At 37.1% G+C, this 20689-nt stretch carries 23 protein-coding genes; 1 reads left to right on the top strand and 22 read right to left on the bottom strand.

Translation table 11 applies throughout. From position 1 onward, the window contains the following. Positions 1-12 precede the first annotated feature (12 nt). The 22 genes from BGO88_RS12010 to BGO88_RS11905 form a co-directional block, all read right to left on the bottom strand. On the bottom strand, positions 13-1452 hold the full coding sequence (locus BGO88_RS12010; protein WP_277014195.1) for a complex I subunit 4 family protein: 1440 nt from the start codon (positions 1450-1452) through the stop codon (positions 13-15). 10 nt (positions 1453-1462) lie between these two features. Further along, complete coding sequence (nuoL, locus tag BGO88_RS12005; protein ID WP_286707025.1) at positions 1463-3343, bottom strand: NADH-quinone oxidoreductase subunit L; 1881 nt, start codon at positions 3341-3343, stop codon at positions 1463-1465. A 6-nt stretch (positions 3344-3349) separates the two neighbouring features. Continuing rightward, positions 3350-3670 (bottom strand): NADH-quinone oxidoreductase subunit NuoK, encoded by a 321-nt coding sequence (gene nuoK / locus BGO88_RS12000; protein WP_056071706.1) that lies wholly within the window; start codon positions 3668-3670, stop codon positions 3350-3352. 2 nt (positions 3671-3672) lie between these two features. After that, on the bottom strand, positions 3673-4191 hold the full coding sequence (locus BGO88_RS11995; RefSeq protein ID WP_286707024.1) for an NADH-quinone oxidoreductase subunit J family protein: 519 nt from the start codon (positions 4189-4191) through the stop codon (positions 3673-3675). Position 4192: 1 nt separating this feature from the next. Continuing rightward, positions 4193-4738, bottom strand: a complete 546-nt coding sequence (gene nuoI, locus BGO88_RS11990) for an NADH-quinone oxidoreductase subunit NuoI (RefSeq protein WP_286707023.1) — start codon at positions 4736-4738, stop codon at positions 4193-4195. Positions 4739-4803: 65 nt separating this feature from the next. Next, positions 4804-5835, bottom strand: coding sequence for an NADH-quinone oxidoreductase subunit NuoH (gene nuoH / locus BGO88_RS11985; RefSeq protein WP_286707022.1), 1032 nt, complete (start codon positions 5833-5835; stop codon positions 4804-4806). Positions 5836-5840: 5 nt separating this feature from the next. Then, positions 5841-6884 carry an NADH-quinone oxidoreductase subunit G gene (locus tag BGO88_RS11980; RefSeq protein WP_056071717.1) on the bottom strand — a complete coding sequence of 348 codons (1044 nt, stop codon included), beginning with the start codon at positions 6882-6884 and terminating at the stop codon, positions 5841-5843. A 198-nt stretch (positions 6885-7082) separates the two neighbouring features. Further along, entirely contained in the window at positions 7083-8450 is a 1368-nt protein-coding gene (nuoF, locus tag BGO88_RS11975; RefSeq protein ID WP_277014202.1) for an NADH-quinone oxidoreductase subunit NuoF, read from the bottom strand. A 1-nt stretch (position 8451) separates the two neighbouring features. Further along, positions 8452-8982, bottom strand: a complete 531-nt coding sequence (locus BGO88_RS11970) for a complex I 24 kDa subunit family protein (RefSeq protein WP_056071723.1) — start codon at positions 8980-8982, stop codon at positions 8452-8454. A 140-nt stretch (positions 8983-9122) separates the two neighbouring features. After that, positions 9123-10358 carry an NADH-quinone oxidoreductase subunit D gene (locus BGO88_RS11965; protein ID WP_101470843.1) on the bottom strand — a complete coding sequence of 412 codons (1236 nt, stop codon included), beginning with the start codon at positions 10356-10358 and terminating at the stop codon, positions 9123-9125. A 22-nt stretch (positions 10359-10380) separates the two neighbouring features. After that, positions 10381-10902: an NADH-quinone oxidoreductase subunit C gene (locus tag BGO88_RS11960; protein ID WP_286707021.1), complete on the bottom strand. Its 522-nt coding sequence runs from the start codon at positions 10900-10902 to the stop codon at positions 10381-10383. A gap of 2 nt (positions 10903-10904) precedes the next feature. Then, positions 10905-11453 (bottom strand): NADH-quinone oxidoreductase subunit B, encoded by a 549-nt coding sequence (locus BGO88_RS11955; RefSeq protein ID WP_056071732.1) that lies wholly within the window; start codon positions 11451-11453, stop codon positions 10905-10907. Positions 11454-11571: 118 nt separating this feature from the next. After that, a complete protein-coding gene (locus tag BGO88_RS11950; protein ID WP_286707020.1) occupies positions 11572-11937 on the bottom strand; it encodes an NADH-quinone oxidoreductase subunit A in 366 nt (121 codons plus the stop codon). A gap of 304 nt (positions 11938-12241) precedes the next feature. Further along, entirely contained in the window at positions 12242-12442 is a 201-nt protein-coding gene (locus BGO88_RS11945; RefSeq protein WP_056071739.1) for a cold-shock protein, read from the bottom strand. A gap of 209 nt (positions 12443-12651) precedes the next feature. After that, on the bottom strand, positions 12652-13788 hold the full coding sequence (locus BGO88_RS11940) for a hypothetical protein (protein WP_286707019.1): 1137 nt from the start codon (positions 13786-13788) through the stop codon (positions 12652-12654). Positions 13789-13800: 12 nt separating this feature from the next. Further along, entirely contained in the window at positions 13801-14259 is a 459-nt protein-coding gene (locus BGO88_RS11935) for a hypothetical protein (protein WP_056071745.1), read from the bottom strand. A 54-nt stretch (positions 14260-14313) separates the two neighbouring features. Then, entirely contained in the window at positions 14314-14559 is a 246-nt protein-coding gene (locus BGO88_RS11930) for a hypothetical protein (protein WP_056071748.1), read from the bottom strand. Positions 14560-14591: 32 nt separating this feature from the next. Beyond that, complete coding sequence (locus BGO88_RS11925) at positions 14592-15644, bottom strand: serine hydrolase domain-containing protein (RefSeq protein WP_286707018.1); 1053 nt, start codon at positions 15642-15644, stop codon at positions 14592-14594. Beyond that, positions 15634-16560, bottom strand: coding sequence for an HTTM domain-containing protein (locus tag BGO88_RS11920; protein ID WP_286707017.1), 927 nt, complete (start codon positions 16558-16560; stop codon positions 15634-15636). Before BGO88_RS11920 ends, BGO88_RS11925 begins: the two co-directional genes overlap by 11 nt. Beyond that, complete coding sequence (locus tag BGO88_RS11915) at positions 16544-17155, bottom strand: hypothetical protein (protein WP_056071758.1); 612 nt, start codon at positions 17153-17155, stop codon at positions 16544-16546. Before BGO88_RS11915 ends, BGO88_RS11920 begins: the two co-directional genes overlap by 17 nt. Before the next feature lie 64 nt (positions 17156-17219). After that, the gene (locus BGO88_RS11910) at positions 17220-17609 is read right to left on the bottom strand and encodes a hypothetical protein (protein WP_056071761.1); all 390 of its coding nucleotides are present in this window, start codon (positions 17607-17609) and stop codon (positions 17220-17222) included. A 214-nt stretch (positions 17610-17823) separates the two neighbouring features. Beyond that, a complete protein-coding gene (locus BGO88_RS11905; RefSeq protein ID WP_286707016.1) occupies positions 17824-18549 on the bottom strand; it encodes a hypothetical protein in 726 nt (241 codons plus the stop codon). A gap of 403 nt (positions 18550-18952) precedes the next feature. Here BGO88_RS11905 and BGO88_RS11900 point away from each other — a divergent pair, with 403 nt between their 5' ends. After that, a complete protein-coding gene (locus BGO88_RS11900) occupies positions 18953-20656 on the top strand; it encodes an AraC family transcriptional regulator (protein WP_286707015.1) in 1704 nt (567 codons plus the stop codon). The last annotated feature ends 33 nt before the right edge of the window (positions 20657-20689 follow it).

Below are 20689 nucleotides of genomic sequence, written 5' to 3'. Positions count from 1 at the left end.
TATCTGACTAAATTAAATTCTGTTTATAATTTTTACTACTTCTTCAAGGCTTGGTGTAATCAAATCAATGATTGGTTTTGGATATAGTCCGAAAAATACCAATACGCCAATAATTATTACCATTACAACACCTTCATTGAAGTTGATGTCTGCAAAAAATTTCTCGTTTTTGTCTCCCAGCATTACTTTCTGGAACATTCTTAGCATGTAAAAAGCGCCCAGAATAATTGTTGTTCCTCCAATAATACAAACGGTAACACTTCTTTGGGCTAAGCTGTAAAGCAATTCGAATTCTCCCACGAAGTTGAATGTTCCCGGTAAGGCTACAGAAGCCAAAACCAGAATCATGAACATGGAAGTGAATTTAGGAGCCTGAATTCTGATGCCTCCCATTTGTGAAATTTTTCCGGTTGCATATCTTCTGGAAATAATTTCGGCTGCGAAGAACAGACCTACTACGCCAAAGCCATGGGCAATCATCTGCAATGTAGCTCCTCTCAAACCATCTAAGGTCATAGTATAACAACCTGCTGCAATCAATCCGACGTGAGCCAGCGAAGAATAGGCCAATAATTTTTTAATGTCTTTCTGCTTCAAGGCTACGATAGAGCCGTAAATCACTCCGGCAACACTTAAACCTACAAGATAGAACAAATATTCTTTTGCCGCTTGCGGAGCAATAGGCAGTTGCCATCTGATAATACTGTAAAGCGCCATTTTCAACATAATACCGGATAATAGCATTGTTCCAACAGCCGGAGCTTTTTGGTATACTTTTGCCTGCCAGGTATGGAAAGGAATAAGTGGAATCTTAATGGCATAAGCCAGAAAGAAGCCCAGGAATATCCAGAATTGTTCTTGCGTAGACAATTGAGCTTTAATAAGGTCGCTCAACATAAAGCTTCCCGTTTTTTGGTATAGGTAGATAAAGGAAACCAACATGAATAAAGACCCGGCGAAAGTATAGATAAAGAACTTTACGACAGCTTTCTTTCTGCTTTGCGGATTACCGTTACCCCAGATTAATGCAATGAAATATATAGGAATTAATGAAAGTTCCCAGAAAATATAATATAAGAAACCGTCTGCGCTTAAAAACGTTCCCACCATGGCAAAAACCATGAACAGGATTAAAGCATAGAAGTTTTTGGATTTAGCATAAGTATTTCCAAAAGACGAGAATATAATCAGCGGAGTCAGGGCTGTAGTAAGGACAATTAAAGCCATACTCAAACCGTCAGCTCCAAGAGCAATATAGATTTTAGGAATTGTTATCCACGGCTTGATGAAGTTGATATCCTGTCCGGCATTATATAAGTTCAAAAGATAAATCGATGCACCAAACGCAGCAAGACTAAATAGCAATGCTATTTTTGAAGCCCATTTGTCTCCGGATAGAAAAGTAGCAATTGCTCCGACTAATAAAATAATTAATAATAAAGATACGTCCATTAGTGATGAATTATTGAGCTAAAAATAAATAAGCGATAATTGAAGCAGTTCCGATAACAAAAACAAAAAGATAGAATCCTACGCTTCCGTTTTGAAGTACTCTTCCTTGCGTTCCAACCATATTTGTGACTTTGCCCAATCCGAAAATAAATCCTGATAAGGCTGTTTCGATAAAGTTTTTCGAGAAGCTTGCTATTGCATAGATTGGCTTCACGATTACCGCCATATAAATTTCATCTACATAAAACTTATTATATAAAACTTTTGAGAATCCTGTAATTTCATTGTCTTCTGCAGGCACCTGAGATTTTTTGATATAATTGGAATAGGCAATTCCAATACCAATTAAGGCACCCACAACTGCCACTCCCATCAATATAAAAGTAGTGCTGTCTAAGTGGTGTTCTTCTCTTGCTCCAATAAAAATTGGCTTCAGGTATTCGTTCAACCAGCTATGTCCAGGGAAGCTGATAAAACCTCCAACTGTAGATAGTATAGCCAATACAATCAATGGGAAAGTAATCAGGCTCGGTGATTCGTGCAAATGATGTTTCTGTTCCTCGGTTCCTCTGAATTCTTTGAAGAAAGTAAGGTATAATAAACGGAACATGTAGAAGGCAGTCATGATTGAAGCTAATGAAGCGATAACCCACAATGCCTTGTTTTCATGGAAAGCTACCATCAGAATTTCGTCCTTAGAGAAGAAACCGGCAAAAATAGGAATACCTGAAATGGCTAAAGTTGCAATCAGGAAAGTAATGTAAGTAACCTTCATGTATTTTCTTAAACCACCCATTTTTCTCATGTCCTGTTCGCCGTGCATAGCATGGATAACAGAACCCGAACCTAAGAACAGACAAGCTTTGAAGAAAGCGTGTGTGATTACGTGGAAAACGGCAATTTCATAAGCGCCTAATCCTAAGGCCAAAAACATTAAGCCAAGCTGTGACACTGTAGAATAAGCCAAAACCTTTTTAATATCGTTCTGAACCAAAGCAATAAATGCAGCAACTAAAGATGTTATGGCGCCTATTATGGCTATAACCATCTGGATAGTTGGTGTCAAATCGAATATGAAGTTCAATCGGGTAATCATAAAAATTCCGGCAGTAACCATTGTTGCTGCGTGGATTAAAGCAGAAACCGGCGTTGGTCCTGCCATCGCGTCAGGAAGCCATGTGTATAATGGAATCTGGGCTGATTTTCCTGAAGCACCAATAAAAAGACATAGTGTTCCAAAAGCAAGCCATCCTAAATCAACCGTACGTCCGGAAGCTACTATGGCTTTAATTGTTGTGAAATCAACAGAGCTGAACAGGTAACCGAGGGTGAAAATTCCGATTAAGAATCCAAGGTCTCCGATTCTGTTCATGATAAATGCTTTTTTAGCTGCATCGTTGTAATCCTGATTTTTATACCAGAACCCGATAAGCAGGTAGGAACATAATCCAACACCTTCCCAGCCTATGAACATGATTAACAGGTTTGAACCCGTAACCAGTGTTATCATGAAGAAGATAAACAGGTTGAGGTAAGCAAAAAACTTATGCAGATTTTCATCATCGTGCATATAGCTTATGGAATAGATATGAATTAAAGTACCGATTCCTGTTACGAAAAGTAACCAAAGAACAGACAGTTGGTCTAACAGAAAGCTGAAGCTAACGTCGAAGTTTCCAAGTGTCATCCAGTGAAACAGGTCAATGAGTATAGGCTGTTTTGTACTGTTTATCTGAAAGAAAAAGTTTAATGCGATTCCAAAGGAAACAGCAACTGCAATAGTCCCGATGGTTCCGGAAACATTGCGGCTGACTTTTTTTCCAAAGAATACGTTGAATAAAAAGCCTGCAAATGGCGCCAATAATAAAAATAATAGTAAGCTTGTCTCCATTAGGGATTATCCTTTTAAATTTTTTAATTTATCAATATCAATCGAATGAATGTTTCTGTAAATTCCAACCAGAATAGCCAAACCAACTGCAACTTCTGCTGCAGCAACGGCCATAGAGAAAAATACGAATACTTGTCCTGCTGCATCCTGATGGTAGGTTGAAAAGACAACCAGCAAAAGATTTACCGCATTTAGCATAATCTCAATTGACATAAACATTACGATGGCATTTCTTCTGAACAGAACTCCAAATATCCCGATACAAAACAGTATCGTAGAAAGATAGATGTAGTTGTTAATGCCTATTTCCTGTAAAACATTCTGCATAACTATAAGCTTATTTTTTCTTCTTTTTTAGACAATAGAACTGCTCCAATCATAGATACTAATAACAATACTGACGCAAATTCAAATGGAATCATGAAGCCGTTTTTCTCATCAAGCAATACCTGTCCCAAAACTTTGATGGACTGGTAATCTTCACCAGAAACATAATATTCCTCAATAATTGGCATTGATTTTATGAAAGCAGCCAAAAGTACAAAAGCTACCAGACAGAAAGAAGCCACAGCCGCGAGTATCGTAAGTCCGCTTTTGTGCTTTTCGTCTTCCTTGTTGAGGTTCATCAACATTATCGTAAAGAGCAAGAGAATCATAATTGCTCCGGAATATACTATGATGTGTACAACAGCCAGGAATTGTGCATTGAACAGCAAATAGTGTCCGGCTATAGAAAAGAAACAGATTACCAGATAGATTGCGCTATGAATAGGATTTCTGGTAAAAATCGTCAGGAACGCAGTAGCTAAAGTAATTGCGGATAAAATATAAAATACAGTTGTCAACATATTAATTAGCTGTTTTCAATTTAGTATTATTCAAAGCCTGTTCTAAAGGCATAACCAACTTATCTTTTCCATAAATAAATTCGTCTCTCTCATAATTTGCCTTTACAATCTTTTTAGATGTAGTCAGATAGATGGCCTGTTTAGGGCAAGCTTCTTCACACAAGCCACAGAAAATGCAACGTAACATATTAATTTCGTAGATAGAAGCATATTTCTCTTCTCTGTACAGGTGTTTTTCATCCGGCTTTCTTTCTTCTGCTTTCATCGTAATGGCTTCCGCAGGGCAGGATAGTGCGCACAAACCACAGGCAGTACAGCGCTCGCGGCCTTCTTCATCACGCATGAGCATATGCTGTCCGCGGTAAACAGGGCTCATTGGACGAACCTGTTCCGGATATTTAATCGTTACTTTTCTGGTGAATAAGTGCTTAATAGTGATTAACAATCCTTTTACGATTGCCACAAGATAAATGCTTTCCCAAAAATTCATCTTTTTGTTGGAAACCTCCTTCTTTCTTCCCGATAATGATATAGTTTCTATACTCATTTTGATATATGATTTAAGATTTTTGATTGGAAATATCCCTTCTAAATCTTTTTATTAATCCTGATTTATTGAACCAACAGCATTACTACTGCGGTTACTATAATGTTTGCTATTGCCAGTGGAATCAAGGCTTTCCATCCCAATCGCATCAGCTGGTCGTAACGGAATCTCGGTATCGTCCATCTTACCCACATAAAGAAGAAGATGAAGAAAGATATTTTTATAAACAATACGACTATTCCAATGATGTTTGCCGGATTGACACCCCAGTTTTCAACAGCCCATTCCATTCCCGGATAGTTGTAGCCTCCAAAATAAAGAACGGCCAAAATGGTTGATGATATGAACATACTCGCGTACTCGGCAAAAAGATAGAATCCCATTCTCATGGAAGAGTATTCCGTATGGTAACCCCCAATTAATTCGGCTTCACATTCTGCAAGGTCAAAAGGAGTTCTGTTTGTTTCGGCAAAAGAACATACCAGAAAAATAATAAAGCCCAGAGGCTGATAGAAAACATTCCAGTGCATGCCGCTTTGGTTGGCTGAGATTTCGCGCAAGCTCAGGGTTCCCTCCATCATCAGCAAAGCAATGATTGAAAGTCCCATAGCAATTTCATAAGAAATCATTTGGGAAGCTGCACGCATAGCAGACATCAATGAGAATTTGTTGTTCGATGCCCAACCTCCAATCATGATTCCGTATACTCCAACAGACAATACTCCGAATACGTATAAAATGGCAACGTCAATATCTGTAGCCTGCAAAACAATATCTCTTCCAAACAGGTGCAGTTTGTCTCCCCATGGAATAACGGCACTAGTCATTAAAGCAACGCTCATAGAGATGGCAGGACCTACTACGAATAAGAATTTGTTAGGTGTGTTAGGAAGGAATTCTTCTTTTGAAAATAATTTAAGTCCGTCAGCAAGCGGTTGTAATACCCCACCTTTTCCGGCTCTGTTTGGTCCGATACGGTCTTGAAGCCAGGCAGCGATTTTTCTTTCGGCAAGCGTAGAATACATCGCCATCAACATAGTGATAGCAAAGATTATGACAATAAAAACTCCTTTTTCTATGATTATCGTACTGTCCATCTTATCTAAATATTACCTTCCTTAAATTCCTGTTCCTCTTCTTTTCTCAAAGGAACGGCTGCCATACTGATTTTTCTTCTGTCCTGTTCACGGCCTTTCAGGATTCCTTTTTCTGTTTCGATAACAACCGTATCTAATTTTCTGGTGTAATTGTTTTGGTTGATAACCGAATCTTTTTCGAATTTTCTTGGACCTTCAATAACCCAGTCTTCTACATTTTTATGGTCAAAACGGCATTCGTTACAAATGAATTCTTCCACTTCATGGAATTCGTCTTTTCTTCCGGTAACTCTTTGAATTTCGTTTCCAAACATCCATACGGTTGTTTTACCGCAGCATTTGTCACAGTTTCTGTGGGCGTTGAATGGTTTGTTGAACCATACTCTCGATTTGAAACGGAAAGTTTTATCTGTCAATGCTCCAACAGGACAAACATCAATCATGTTTCCTGAAAATTCATTGTCGATTGCTTTTGAAATACAGGTTGAAATGTTGGAATGGTCACCTCTGTCAACAACACCGTGAACACGGTTGTCTGTTAGCTGGTCTGCAACCATAACACATCTGTAGCACAAAATACAACGGTTCATGTGCAATTGGATATTCGGGCCTATGTCTTCCGGCTCGAAAGTCCTTTTTTCTTCAATATAACGGGTCTGTGATTTTCCGTGTTTGAAACTCAAGTTCTGAAGATCACATTCTCCGGCCTGGTCGCAAACCGGACAATCCAATGGGTGGTTAATCAGCAAGAATTCCGTAACTGCTTTTCTGGCATCTGTAACCCGCTCTGATTTGATGCTGTTTACTTCCATACCGTCCATTACGCCTGTAACGCATGAAGCTACCAATTTTGGCATTGGTGTTGGATTCGCATCGCTTCCTTTGGAAACTTCAACCAGACAGGCACGGCATTTTCCGCCAGAACCTTTCAGTTTTGAATAATAGCACATCGTTGGCGGAACCGATTCGCCACCGATCATTCGAGCAGCCTGCAGGATAGTGGTTCCTGGTTCTACTTCTATGGTTTGACCGTCTATTGTTACTTTCATTTTTTTATTCTTGATAAGATAAAGTCTTAAAGTTGTAAAGTCTTAAAGTGTAAAGTCTTGAAGTTGTAAAGTTTTAAGGCGTTAAAATCATCTGGCTCTATACCTTCCGACTTTTGACTTTAGGGTTTCCGACTTTATACCTTTTGACCTTATGACATTCGACTTTAATACTTTCGCCTTTCTGACTTCTGACTAAATTTAAACTGTTTGTTTTCCAACCAAATGTCTCACCTTTTCAAAAGGCTCGTTTACGAAATGGTCTCTGTTTTTTATTTTTTCCGGGAAACGGACATGATATTCGAATTCATCTCTAAAGTGACGGATTGCAGCGGCAACCGGCCAGGCAGCAGCATCACCTAAAGGACAAATTGTGTTTCCTTCAATCTTGCTCTGGATGCTCCAAAGCAGGTCAATATCTTCTTCGCGGCCATGGCCGTTTTCAATTCTGTGCAATACTTTTTCAAGCCAGCCTGTTCCTTCACGGCAAGGCGAACACTGTCCGCAGCTTTCGTGGTGATAGAATCTGGAGAAATTCCAGGTGTTTCTAACAATACAAGCGGTATCGTTGTATACGATAAATCCGCCGGAACCTAACATGGAACCGGTAGCAAATCCGCCATCACTTAATGATTCGTAAGTCATCAGACGGTCTTCGCCATTTGCAGTCTTATAAATTAAATTGGCTGGCAGGACAGGAACAGATGAACCTCCGGGAACAAATGCTTTCAAAGGTCTGTCGTCAATCATTCCGCCCAGATATTCATCAGAATTCATGAATTCATCAACACTAAGTCCCAATTCGATTTCGTAAACACCAGGATTTTTGATGTGTCCTGAAGCAGAAATCAATTTGGTTCCGGTTGATCTTCCAATTCCGATTTTAGCATATTCTGCACCCGTATTGTTAACAATCCAAGGCACTGCCGCAATAGATTCTACGTTGTTTACTACGGTAGGATTTGACCAAAGTCCGGAAACAGCCGGGAATGGCGGCTTGATACGGGGATTTCCTCTTTTCCCTTCCAGAGATTCAATCAAAGCAGTTTCTTCACCGCAGATATAGGCACCACCACCACAATGAACATACAGGTCAAGGTTGTAGCCGGTTCCTAAAATGTTTTTTCCAAGCCATCCTGCAGCATAGGCTTCTTTAATAGCTCTTTCAAGAATTTTGTACACCCACATATATTCACCGCGGATGTATATATAAGATAAGTTTGCTTCTAAGGCATAGCTGGAAGTAATCATTCCTTCAATAAGAAGGTGGGGAATGTACTCCATCAGGAAACGGTCTTTAAAAGTTCCCGGTTCTGATTCATCAGCATTACAAACCAAATGTCTTGGCTTTCCTGATTTTTTATCGATGAAGCTCCATTTCAGTCCGGTAGGGAAACCAGCACCACCACGACCTCTCAATCCGGAAGCTTTCACTTCTTCCACAACTTCATCAGGGGTCATCGATTTCAGGGCTTTTTCTACAGAAGCATAACCGCCGTTTTGGCGATAAACTTCATAGGTCTTAATCCCCGGAATACTTGCTTTCTCTAATAATATTTTCTTTGACATATTATTTATCGTGTAATATAACCTTATTATCTCTGCAATCAGCAATAAGTTGGTCGATTTTGTCTTTTGTCAGATTTTCCTGGAAAAAGTCACCAAGCTGCATCATAGGTGCATAACCGCAAGCTCCGAGACATTCAACTCCACGTACCTCAAACATTCCGTCTGCTGTTGGCTCACCAACTTTAACACCCAGTTTGTCACAGGTATAATCCATCAGATTTTCAACACCTCTCAAACAGCAAGGCGAAGTCTGACAGAACTCAAACATATATTTTCCAACCGGTCTTTGGTTGAACATCGTATAAAAAGATACGACTTCATAAACTTCAATTGGCTTTATCTCAAGTATTTCGGCAACCTTATCCATCAGTTCAACGCTCAGCCAATTGTCATGGGCATCCTGAACATCATGCAGGACTGGCAAAAGGGCCGACTTTTTCTTGTCTGCCGGATAATGGCTCAAAAGCTCGTTGATGCGTTCCATCAATGCTTCTGTGATATTTATTTCTTGTTTGATATGTAAACGTTCCATTTTCTATTTCAGATTTTTGATTTCAGATTCAATCTGAAATTCAAAATTTATACTCCTAAATATATTTTTTGATTTCTGATTTTTGATTTCTGATTTCTGCGGCCTCAAACCCTAAATCTTAAATCTTAAATCCCAAATCTCTATGCGTCTAATTCTCCTGCAATTACGTTCAAACTTGACAATGTGGCAATTGCATCTGAAAGCATTTGTCCTTTTACCATTTCATTGAATGCCTGATAGTAAATAAAGCATGGTCTTCTGAAATGCAGTCTGTAAGGTGTTCTGCTTCCATCAGTTATCAGATAGAAACCTAATTCACCATTACCGCCTTCAACAGGATGGTAAACTTCTGTTACCGGAACAGGAATTTCTCCCATTACAATTTTAAAGTGGTAAATCAAGGCTTCCATTGTAGTATAGACGTCTTCTTTTGGCGGAAGATAATAATCCGGAACATCTGCATGGTAAGGACCTTCAGGCATTTTTGCCAGAGCTTGCTTGATGATGCTTATACTTTCCCAAACTTCTGCATTTCTAACACAGAATCGGTCATAAGTGTCGCCGGATTTTCCAACCGGTACATTAAATTCGAAATCCTCATAAGAACTGTACGGTTGCATAACGCGAATGTCATAATCAACACCGGTAGCTCTTAAATTCGGGCCTGTAAATCCATAGCTCATGGCGCGTTCTGCAGAAATAGGGCCTACGTTAATAGTCCTGTCCATGAAAATTCGGTTACGGGTCAGCAATTTTTCGAATTGTTCCCAAACAGGAGGGAACTCTTCAAGAAATTCATTAATTTTTCGGAATGCAGCAGGACTCCATTCTCTTTCAAAACCTCCAATTCTACCCATGTTGGTCGTTAGCCTGGCACCACAGATTTCTTCGTAGATTTCGTAAATTTTTTCCCTAAACTGGAATACATATAAAAAGCCTGTCAGGGCTCCGGTATCCACACCCAAAACCGAGTTGCAAATGATATGGTCAGCAATACGTGCCAACTCCATTATGATTACCCGTAGGTATTGTACTCTTTTAGGGACTTCTATATTTAGAGCCTTTTCCAAAGTCATCCACCACCCCATATTGTTTATAGGAGACGAACAGTAGTTCATCCTGTCGGTCAAAGGTGTGATTTGGTAGAAAGGTCTGTTTTCAGCAATTTTTTCAAATGCGCGATGGATATAACCAACAGTACCTTCTCCTTCTACGATTCGTTCCCCATCCATTAAAAGAATGTTCTGGAAAATACCGTGAGTAGCAGGGTGCGTCGGTCCTAAGTTCAGAATGGATAGCTCGCTTCCGTCCTCATTCTGTCTTTGTTTGATGATATCGGCATATCGTAATTCTGGTGGTAATAATAAGTCTGACATTATAGGTATTATTTCAGTACTATTAGCAATTATCTGTTGTTCTTCCGAAGAAACGGTCGTCTTTATCAGTTCTTCCGCCATCTTCCAATGGGAATTCTTTTCGCATAGGGAAAGAAACCATTTCGTCCATGTTCAGGATTCTTTTCAACTGCGGATGGCCTTTGAAAATAATCCCAAAAAAGTCATAGGTTTCTCTTTCCTGCCAGTTAGCTCCCAGAAACAGGCTGGTTACGGAATCAATTTCCGGATTTTCGCCATTCAGGAAGCATTTGATTCGGATTCGTACATTGTCTACCCAGTTGTGCATGTGATAGACTACGGCAAATTGCCTGTCTGCTTCGGCATCCGGATAATGAATGCCGCACACGTCTGTAAGAAAGTTAAAACGAAGCGTTTTGTCGTCTCTCAGAAACTGCATTACTTCGAGTATTGATGTGGAATCTACTTCAAAAGAAAAAATATCGTGTTGCTGTGAAAAATCGCGTACAATTAATTCGAAATTATCAACCAGCTTATTTTGTATGTCGGAAGTTTCTAAAGCCATTTTTAAGAAATGTTATAAGAAGCTAGTAATTCTTGATATTCTGGAGAACTTCTTCTCCTTACGGATTCAGATTTTACTAAATCCTGAAGGCGCATAACGCCGTCAAGAATCTGTTCCGGTCTAGGCGGGCATCCTGGCACATAAACGTCTACAGGAATTACTTTGTCAATGCCTTGCAATACGGAATACGTGTCGAAAATCCCTCCTGATGAAGCACAGGCACCAACAGCAATAACCCATTTTGGTTCTGCCATTTGTTCATAAACCTGACGTAAGATTGGTGCCATTTTTTTAGCAATTGTTCCCATCACCAAAAGCATATCTGCCTGGCGAGGTGAAAAACTCATACGCTCTGACCCAAAGCGTGCAACATCATAATGTGAACCCATGGTTGCCATAAATTCAATACCGCAACAAGAAGTAGCGAATGGTAAAGGCCAAAGAGAATTGGCTCTGGCAAGTCCAACTACAGTATCCAGCTTTGTAGCGAAAAAACCGGTTCCTTCATATCCTTCGGGAGTTTCTACCATATTTATTTTTGAATCACTCATTTTTTTTAGATTTTAGATTGCTGATTTCAGATTTCTGTGAAGTCCGAAACAAGAATCTGTTTCTTTGTTTTTATAAATTGGGAAAGTCTTAAATCATAATTCCCAAATCAAAAATCAATTATTCCCACTCTAATCCTTTTTTCTTCATTACATAGTAAAAACCTACTACCAAAAGAAACATAAAGATTGCCATTTTTCCTAATCCTGCCCAACCCATTTCTTTAAAATTCACTGCCCAGGGATACATGAAAATAACCTCGACATCGAATAACACGAATAAGATGGCAACCAAAAAATATTTTACAGAAAAAGGGATACGGGCGTTCCCTACAGATTCAATCCCGCACTCAAAGTTTTTGTCTTTGTTGACCGACTTCCTTCTCGGGCCTAAAAAACTTGAGCCAATAATTGTCATAACCACAAACCCGGTAGCAAGTAAAAATTGCATTAATATAGGGAAATAACTAGTCTGATCCGTACTCATAAAGAATTTATTTTATAAAATAGTTACAAATATACGAGCCAATATTGAATTCACAGCCTACGGATTTCAATACTATATAGTATTGTCCTTAATTTTAATTTAGAATGAATAAAAATAATAAATTAGTAATGTCTGGGGTAGTTATTCGTTTTTTAAATGTTTAAATCAAAAAAAATGAAAAATTCATTTTTACTATTAAAAAAATGAAAAAAATTTAATTTTATGTTAAATCCGGAGTATAAAAAAACCGCTCCATTTATGGAGCGGTTTAACTTTTAGGAAACTAAAAATAGTATGCTATATATTAGTTTTGAAGTACTGCAACCTGTGCAGCAACTTTACCTTTTCTTCCTTCTTCTTCTTCGTAAGATACTCTATCTCCCTCGCGAAGTTCTTCCGCTTTGATTCCTGAAGCATGAACGAAAATGTCTTTTCCTGTTTCTTCGTCTACAATGAATCCATATCCTTTGGATTCATTAAAAAATTTAACTGTACCTGTACGCATTGTAATAATAAAAATAATTAATAATGAACAAATGTAGTATTTAATATGATACGAAGTATAATTTTATGTTAATAAATTGAAAAAAAATTATTGATTAAAAAATCTTTTTGTGATTTTTCCTAAAATTCAACCATTTGATTTTCAATTTTTAAGCGAAATACCTCATTTTTTTGATTATTTATGATAAAGATAATCTAAAATTTTAAGAATTATTCAAACTCATTAATTCCATAAAGAATCTCTTTCATTTTTGATCCGTTTACCTCTACAGGGCGATAAGCCATGTTGAATTTGCTTATGGCAACATCAATATCGTCTTTTAATTTTTTGTACTCCAGGGGAAGCTTTGTTTCGCATTGTTTTTCATTCTCATAACTGTTAAGAATGATTTTGAACTTTTCATAAAATTTGCCTCCCTGATCAATAAAACTGTTGTATTGCGTTATGAATTGCAGGAGCCTGTCAATTGGAAAGATGATGTTAACCTGCGATGAATACAATTGGGGTCCCTGTTGTGTTTTCAGATTGGCAAGATAATCGTTTGTTTTCTGCTTTACGCTTTCCCAATCATCTGATGTCCTGCAGCTTTCCAGCGTATTGGCATATCCTATAGGCTTTGTATATTCTTTGAACAGGGTCTCAATGTCGGTTCGAATCTTTTCATTGCTTTTCTGAAGAAAAGCCGTTTCAAAATAAATCGTATTGAGCTCATTTTGCATTCTGAGCGTAAAATCCAGAATGCACTCGATATTTGCAATTTCCTTGTCCTTTTCATCTTTCGAAAGTGAGGAAACCATCAGATTTGAGAAAGTCTGTACTACAGATACGATGGTGTTGGTTCCGAGTATTGAAGTGAGGTCAAAACCGGCCTTTCTATCTTTCCTGGTTTTTACAATTTCTTTTAGTTTTTCATATTCCGGATATTGATTCGGGTTCGAAATCTTGTTGATTTCAGAGAATGTTCGCACTGATGCAAAGTGATGGTCAAGGCTTAAAACTTTTTCATATAAAAGACGGATAATCTGCAGTCCTTTCAAATATCTGATTTTGGACAGATCCTGCATTTCTTCTTTTTTAAGAGATAAGATTTCCTCTTTCAGCAAATCCTTCTGGATTAAAAAATCGATTTTCGATGCAGTTTCTTTTGTGTCATAAATTTTAGCCGAAATGTCCTGAATACGCAGCTCTTTTTCGCGAATTTTAGGCGCATAATAGGCATTTATTTTTTTCAATTCTTTTTGCATTTCCTTGAAGATAGCATTAAACTCGGGATCGGATCCATTAACGGATGCGGAAGAAGCCGTAGCGAAAAAAAGGAAGGCAACCCATAAGACTGATCGTATCATGATAGTAATTTTTTAGTTTCCTGAAAGTGTCAATTTAATAAGGACATACTCGGAGTTGATTTCTACAGGATAACTTCCTGCAGCAACAATATCTTTTGCTGTACTGAGGTTGATAGCCTTTAAAAAATCATGTTCAACAGTATAGGAAGCAGGAATCCTGAAGGTTATGGCATCGCCAGGATTTACATTTTTTAATGCTTTGCCTAAAAGGGCAACTTGCTTATCTTCTGTCATAGCTGTTTTTTTAATTCCTATGCAGAACGAACTTTCCCCGGTTTTATAAGCATTGGCATTTGAACTTTTCGGGTCCTGGTTGGTTGGAAACAATTTGCATATAGAGCCACTTAAAAGGCAGTCCGGAAATTGTTTTCCCAAACCATTGTCATCAATTGAAATGCCAGGTGAAGATCCGCTTTGGGCCAGCGATATTCCGGAAAAAAGCAGGGCGGGGAGGTATAGAATTTTTTTCATCTTATTGTTGTTTTTAATTAGGCCCAGAACAATAAATTCATGGCCTTGGGTTAATCATCTCGATTTTGTTTTGTGTGAAAAGATCAGGCTCCTCATAAAAACGATACATACAAAAAGCAGGTTAATCAGGGCGGTAAAAAGGAGGACTATTACCGTTTTTCTCGGACTGGTAATTTTTTCTCCTTCATTCTTTACATAGCTTATCATTTCGTCATAGTTTGATAATTCGATGATAAAAAAGAGATTGATCAGGTTGATGACGATGATAAAAATTAATGGTATTTTGGTAGTTAACTTCATAATTGATTGATGATGTAGTGAAGTCGGGGCTATTACTTGAAATCTTTAATCATTTGTACTATTATTTTATCTGCAGCATCTTTTGAAAATTCTGCACTGTTTAACAATAATATATAGCTCTGTTTTGAATCAGTATCCACATAGGCGGCACTTGAATAGCTGATTGTTCTTCCTGCATATCCAAATAGGTTATACTGGTCGTTTTTAAATTTTAGTGTCCCGATTCCGAAATATTTATTTTTTGTTGTTCCTTGTAGCTGTACAATTGTTGTCAGTATTTTGGCACTTTGAGAGTTTATCAGGCGATTTGAAAAAAACAAGGCGCGAATGAAAATATTCAATTCTTTGGCTGTTGTAACAAAATTTCCGACACCATCTGAGAAATTATTAATTCCAAGTTTGGGGAAATCATCAAGATTCATTCCGCTGGCATAAGAAGAAGCCAAACCGGGAATGTTTTTTGAATAATATGTTTTCGTATGCTCAAGTTTCAAAGGTTTGATAATGCGTTCTTCCACTACATAATGCAAAGCTTTGTCTTCGATTTCTTCTATGATTTCCTTCAGGATAAAATAATTGCTGTTGGAATATTCATTCTTTTCATTGGGAGCAAATGACTTAGAATTGATTAGCTTGTAAAAAGCGGTTCTGCTAAAGTCCTCATAAGGTTGTAAAAAAGAGGAATTAAACGTAGTGGCTGTGAGATAATCCTGAATGCCACTGCTATGTGACAAAAGGTTCTTTATGGTAATGTTTGCGGATATATTTTCGTTTTTCCTGATGATGTTGAATTTTGACAGAGGGTCATCAAGTGAAAGCTTTTTTTCTTCGATTAGCTGTAAAATCAAACATGAAATGTATAATTTACTGGTACTTCCAATACAAAAAAGCTGATCGTTGGGACTGGGAGCATTTTTTTCAAAACCGATATTCTCTATATATACCTTGTCTTTGCTTTCAACTAAGGCAACCATTCCAAAATCTTTAATAGAGTCTTTATAAGGCCCAATTATTTTAAGGAGCTTGCTTTGAGAAAAACCTGCACAGGTAAAAAGGACAAACAGTATTAGAATCTTATTTTTCATAAGCCAGTTGGTTTTCTAAATCTTTTTCATATTCAGAACTTGCATTACTATTGTCTTTTTTAAGGTAAGGAATATAATATGCCGCAACATTCAGTATAATCATCAAGGTTCCGAAAAAGTATAGACCCATAAAAAGGATAATGGATACGTGCATTGAAATAGTAAGTGTCAGCCAAAGTTTTCGGGTTTTGGAATAGTTGATGAAAACCGGATAAAATGTTTCCGTTATCAAAGTCAATATTCCAATACTGATATAGATAAAATTAGGTAGATCGTAGTCTGCAAGACTGATTAGCCCGTTATAATTATGACCGGAAACAGCTCTCCAGACAGATTCTCCATTATACCAGTTTATTCCCAGCCCTTTGTCCAAGCCGGAAAAGAAATAAATGACACATAAATGGGCCTGAAGCAATAACAATGACCATTTTAAAGACGATTGATTTATTTGGAATTCCTTAATCATATAATCCAGCGAGAATTTCCCTTTTGGAAAAATAATGCAATAAAAAAGAGCCATAGAAGCGAAATAATCTGCACCATACAGATAATAGTTCATTGATTTTAGAATGATTATCTGTAGAATGAAGGACGCAATAGCGGCAACTCTGGTAAAAGCACCCAAAAGCAATAAGCCAAGCATGAAAATATAGATATATATTACGAGATATACGAAATCGTCAAATGCCAATGTAATGCCTAAGTTTGTAAGATAGTGATGGAGATCAACAAGAGTGGGGCTGTAGCCATCAAAGACAAGATCAATAACTTCAGGCTTGATAAAAGCATTTTCCAATAAAATATTGGGAATATCTGCCCAAAAGGAAAAAAGATTCAAAAGGCAGTAGAGCGCGATGGAAATTCTAAAAAAAGAATTCCATTCTATTTCTGAAACAGAGTTATTGAAGAATTTCATAATTCCAATTTTTAACATTGATTAATATTGGTCCGTATTTTTTAGCCAGATCTTTGCTTTTTGTTGCCAATGACGGATATTCAACTAAAAAGTATTTTAAGGTTACTTCGTCACAGCCAGGATTATGGACCCGTATCTTGGACTGGTATTTGGCAGCAACATTTTTAATCAATAATTCGCCATATTGATCAAGTAGCAAATCCCGTTTGGTCATCTTATTTGCTTTTTTCTTTTTGGCAGTATTATCTAAATGGTCTGTCATATTCGAAATTAAAGTAGTATATCTCGAATTTCCTTCATTGGTAAGGAATTTTATATCAATACCCTTGTCACAATAATCAAACATGAATAATCCCATACTTTTGACATTAGGAGCAAAAAAGCCAAAACCTGTTTCTGTAGCCGTATATCGGTAGTAATATTGGCAATAGCTGTTTTGTTGGAATTTCTGAATTTTTGAAATAAAATTATCTGATTCCTTTTGGTGGTAGACATAGTAGATATGGTTGGTTGAAACCACGCCTGTAATCACCAAAGTGAAAAGATGGAAAAAGAAAAATATTTTCATCCGGTTGTTTAATAGCTTCTTGATCATAATAATAAAGTTTAAAATGCACTATCCGGAGAAACCAGATAGTGCATTAATTAATACAGGAATACTAGTTTCCGGCATAAGCCGCGATTCTTCTGGATAGAGAAGTGAATTCAGCCATTTCTGCGTCACTTAATCTTGCATTATCCCAAACCACAAAGTTTTTGTGAACTAAAGCAATGTTTAACCACGTTTCGTTCAAGATTGCTTTACCAGCTTGTGCCTGAAGCGCCATGCCTCCGTTGGCCATAGCTCTTTTCAATTCAACATCAGAAATGTTGTATTTTGTTTGCAAAGTTTTGTTGATTACAGTTTGATCTTCACTGCTAAAGCGTGTATCACGAGTTACGTCATATAGATCACGTCCAATTCTTTGAACTCCGGCTTCAGTAGATTTTGTGAAAGAGAATAATGTTAATGATAAACATGTAAGCGATGTTAAAACTAATTTTTTCATGATATTTAAAATTTAGAGGGCATTTCCGCTATAGTTGATTAGGAAAGCGGTTTGCCATGGTTGATTAATTTTTTTTGTTTGATTTTTTTAGGACCCAAACATGTCCTTCGGTTTTTCCAAATTAGGAAATGCTGGGATGGTCTCTGATATTTTTCATGGTCATTTTGGTTGGTTTTGGTTGAACTTTATTTACTTAAACAACTTAACTTTCAGGTTATTCATTGATGGTATTCGCAATAGCATTTATACTGGCTGCTGTTGTGATGGCTTTTGCCATATTTTCATTACTGCCGTAAATTGAACCGGTTATTCCATGGTGGATATCCCATCTCCTTCCTTTTTTACGCAGGTAATTGGCATGTCTGGCGATTGAGCTGGAAGTAAGGATTGCCTTTTTATCATTAGCTGTTAAAACAGTGTTGGACGATATGAGAACTTCAAAACCGACAATGTAATCGTGGATGCTTTTTGCTGTCGCTTCACTATCTATCATTTGTGTTAGGGCAGCAGCAAGATTCTCTAATTGATTTTTAGCAGTAACAGATAGATTGTTGTTATTGCTGATTGCCGTGTGATAACTTTCGTCAGTGCTTAAAATCCAATTAATATTATTGTAAGCAATTGGAGAATAGTTATTGTTTTTCATTGGGTCGAACTCTGAAAAATTATTGGCAATAGATTCAATATCAAATATGATTTGTGAAGGAGTGGTATTAGTAGGGGTATTGGTGTAATACTCTTCAAGGATCTGGCGGTATAAAATCCCGGCGTTGTCATAAGAATTCGCAGTATTTTGTGGACTCCAGCTGTGCGGATTTTCCTTTTTATGATTGATAGCAGATGTACCGGATTCTGTTCCATTCATTTCGATATCCTCATCTGTAGAGCATGACAAAAATGTAAGTGATAAAAACAGGGATAATGATAATAGCTTTTTCATGTGATTGGGAGTGTTAGGTTTGTTGTTACTATTTTACTCTCGGGTTCATTTTTATTCGGACATTGAACCTTCGATTTTTTTTAATCCGTTTTCAAAAATTGCTTCAGGATTACGTTGACAAAGCTATCTTGTGAATTTTCCGTTTGCAAGCGTATATGATACGAATTCGCGAAAAACGCGCTACGAATTCGCGAATTCGTAGCGCGTTTTATTTGATTTAAAATACTGATTATCAATTAATTGTTTTAATTTCTTTAAAAAAATAAATCATCGCTTCTAGGAAGCCATTGCAGAAATTAAAAACAGGAGATTTTTACTGTTTTATATATTTTTTTATGCTACATTTATAACTCTTTACATATTTGAATATATTATGCACATCAAAAAACCGCAGAAATTTCTTATGGAAAATAAGTTTGGTATCTTCCCGATACTTTTTTTGATGCTATCAATTCCTGTTTTTTCACAACAAAGAGGATTTTCTCTACCAGATTCCCTAGAAGATAAATCCTATGACTACCTTAATAATAGAATTGACCTTTATGAAGAAGATACTATAAAGGCGCTGTTTTATCTGGATTCCTATTTATCAAAAGCCAAAAAGGAAAATAATCTGAATGAAATAGTCAATGCCTATTCCAATACTATCTTTTTTGTATCAGACAGTCTGAAACCAATATATGCGGATAGTATAGTTGCTTCTGCAAAAATGACCAATAATGCTCCTGTTATCGGATCGGCTTACATTTCGAAAGGGAATTTTTATTATTCTATCAAAGATTATGTTCAGGCTTTGAATTTCTACCTGAAAGCCAGTGACTATATTTCTACTTCTGATGATGATTATCTCAAATACGAGCTCAAGTATCATATAGCCGGAATCAAGATTCATTTGGGATTTAATGATGAGGCTCTTGCTTTGCTGAAGGAATGTGTTGATTTTTTCAAAAAGAGTAACGAATATGATTACCAACGAGGCTATCTGAATTCTCTCCATTCTTTAGGATTGGTTTACAATCGGCTCGGAAAATATGATTTAAGTACAGAAACCAATGAATTTGCCTTAAAGGAAGCCAAACGCCTGAATGTGGAACTGACACAGAATTATATCATCCATTCTGAAGGAATCAACCAATACTTTAAAAAAAACTATCCAAAAGCAATCCATGATATACAACAGGTATTGCCGGCAATTATAAAAAATAATGATTTTGCCAATGAAGCTGTCGGTTATTTTTACATAGGAAAATGCTATTGGGACCAGGGACAACAGCAAAAAGCACTGCCTTATTTTAAAAAAGTAGATCGTGCCTTTGCCGAAAAAAATTACATACGTCCTGATTTGAGGGAAAATTATGAACTGTTAGTTGGCTATTATAAAGAAAAGGGAGATGTGAAAAATCAGCTTTATTATATCAACAGGCTGATGAAGGCAGACAGCGTGCTCAATGCGAATTTTAAATATATGTCCGGGAAAATTCATAAGGAATATGACACCAAAGCACTCCGTCAGGCCAAACAGGAAATTGAAAAACAACTGGCTGGAAAGGAGAAGACTACTTTATTATTGTATTTTTCACTGGCTGTTTTTTTCTTTTTGACACTGTATTTTTTCTATCGTTATTATAGTAACCAAAAACTTTACCGCCAGAAGTTTGAAGAGCTGATGGGGGCAGAAAAAGAAGAGTCCCAGGCTATAGCTGTTGAAAAAGAAGAAGCAGAAAAGAAAGGACTCGATATCAATCCTGATGTTGTTGCCGGTATAGTAAAAGAATTGGAGAAATTTGAAAGCCGTAAAAAGTTTTTAGAAAAAGACCTCACTCTTGTGAATCTGGCATCAACGTTCAATACAAACGCTAACTATCTTTCCAAGGTTATCAATCATTACCGGAACAAAAATTATAATACCTATCTGAATGATTTGCGTATTGATTATATAGTCGAACTTTTGAAAAGCCAGTCCAGATACCGAAACTATACTATTAAGGCCCTGGCAGATGAAGCCGGATTTAGCACACCGCAACACTTTTCAAAGGCCTTTTTTGCTTCTACGGGTATTTATCCGTCATACTTTTTAAATGAGCTCAATAAAGATTTAAATAATTAGCAGCATAAAAAAGCCCCGATTTCGGGGCTTTTA

The organism is Flavobacterium sp. 38-13, from assembly GCF_001899155.1.
GTDB classification, from domain to species: domain Bacteria; phylum Bacteroidota; class Bacteroidia; order Flavobacteriales; family Flavobacteriaceae; genus Flavobacterium; species Flavobacterium lindanitolerans.
Note: the sequence above shows the minus strand (reverse complement) of the source record. Positions and strands in the feature narration are given on the sequence as shown.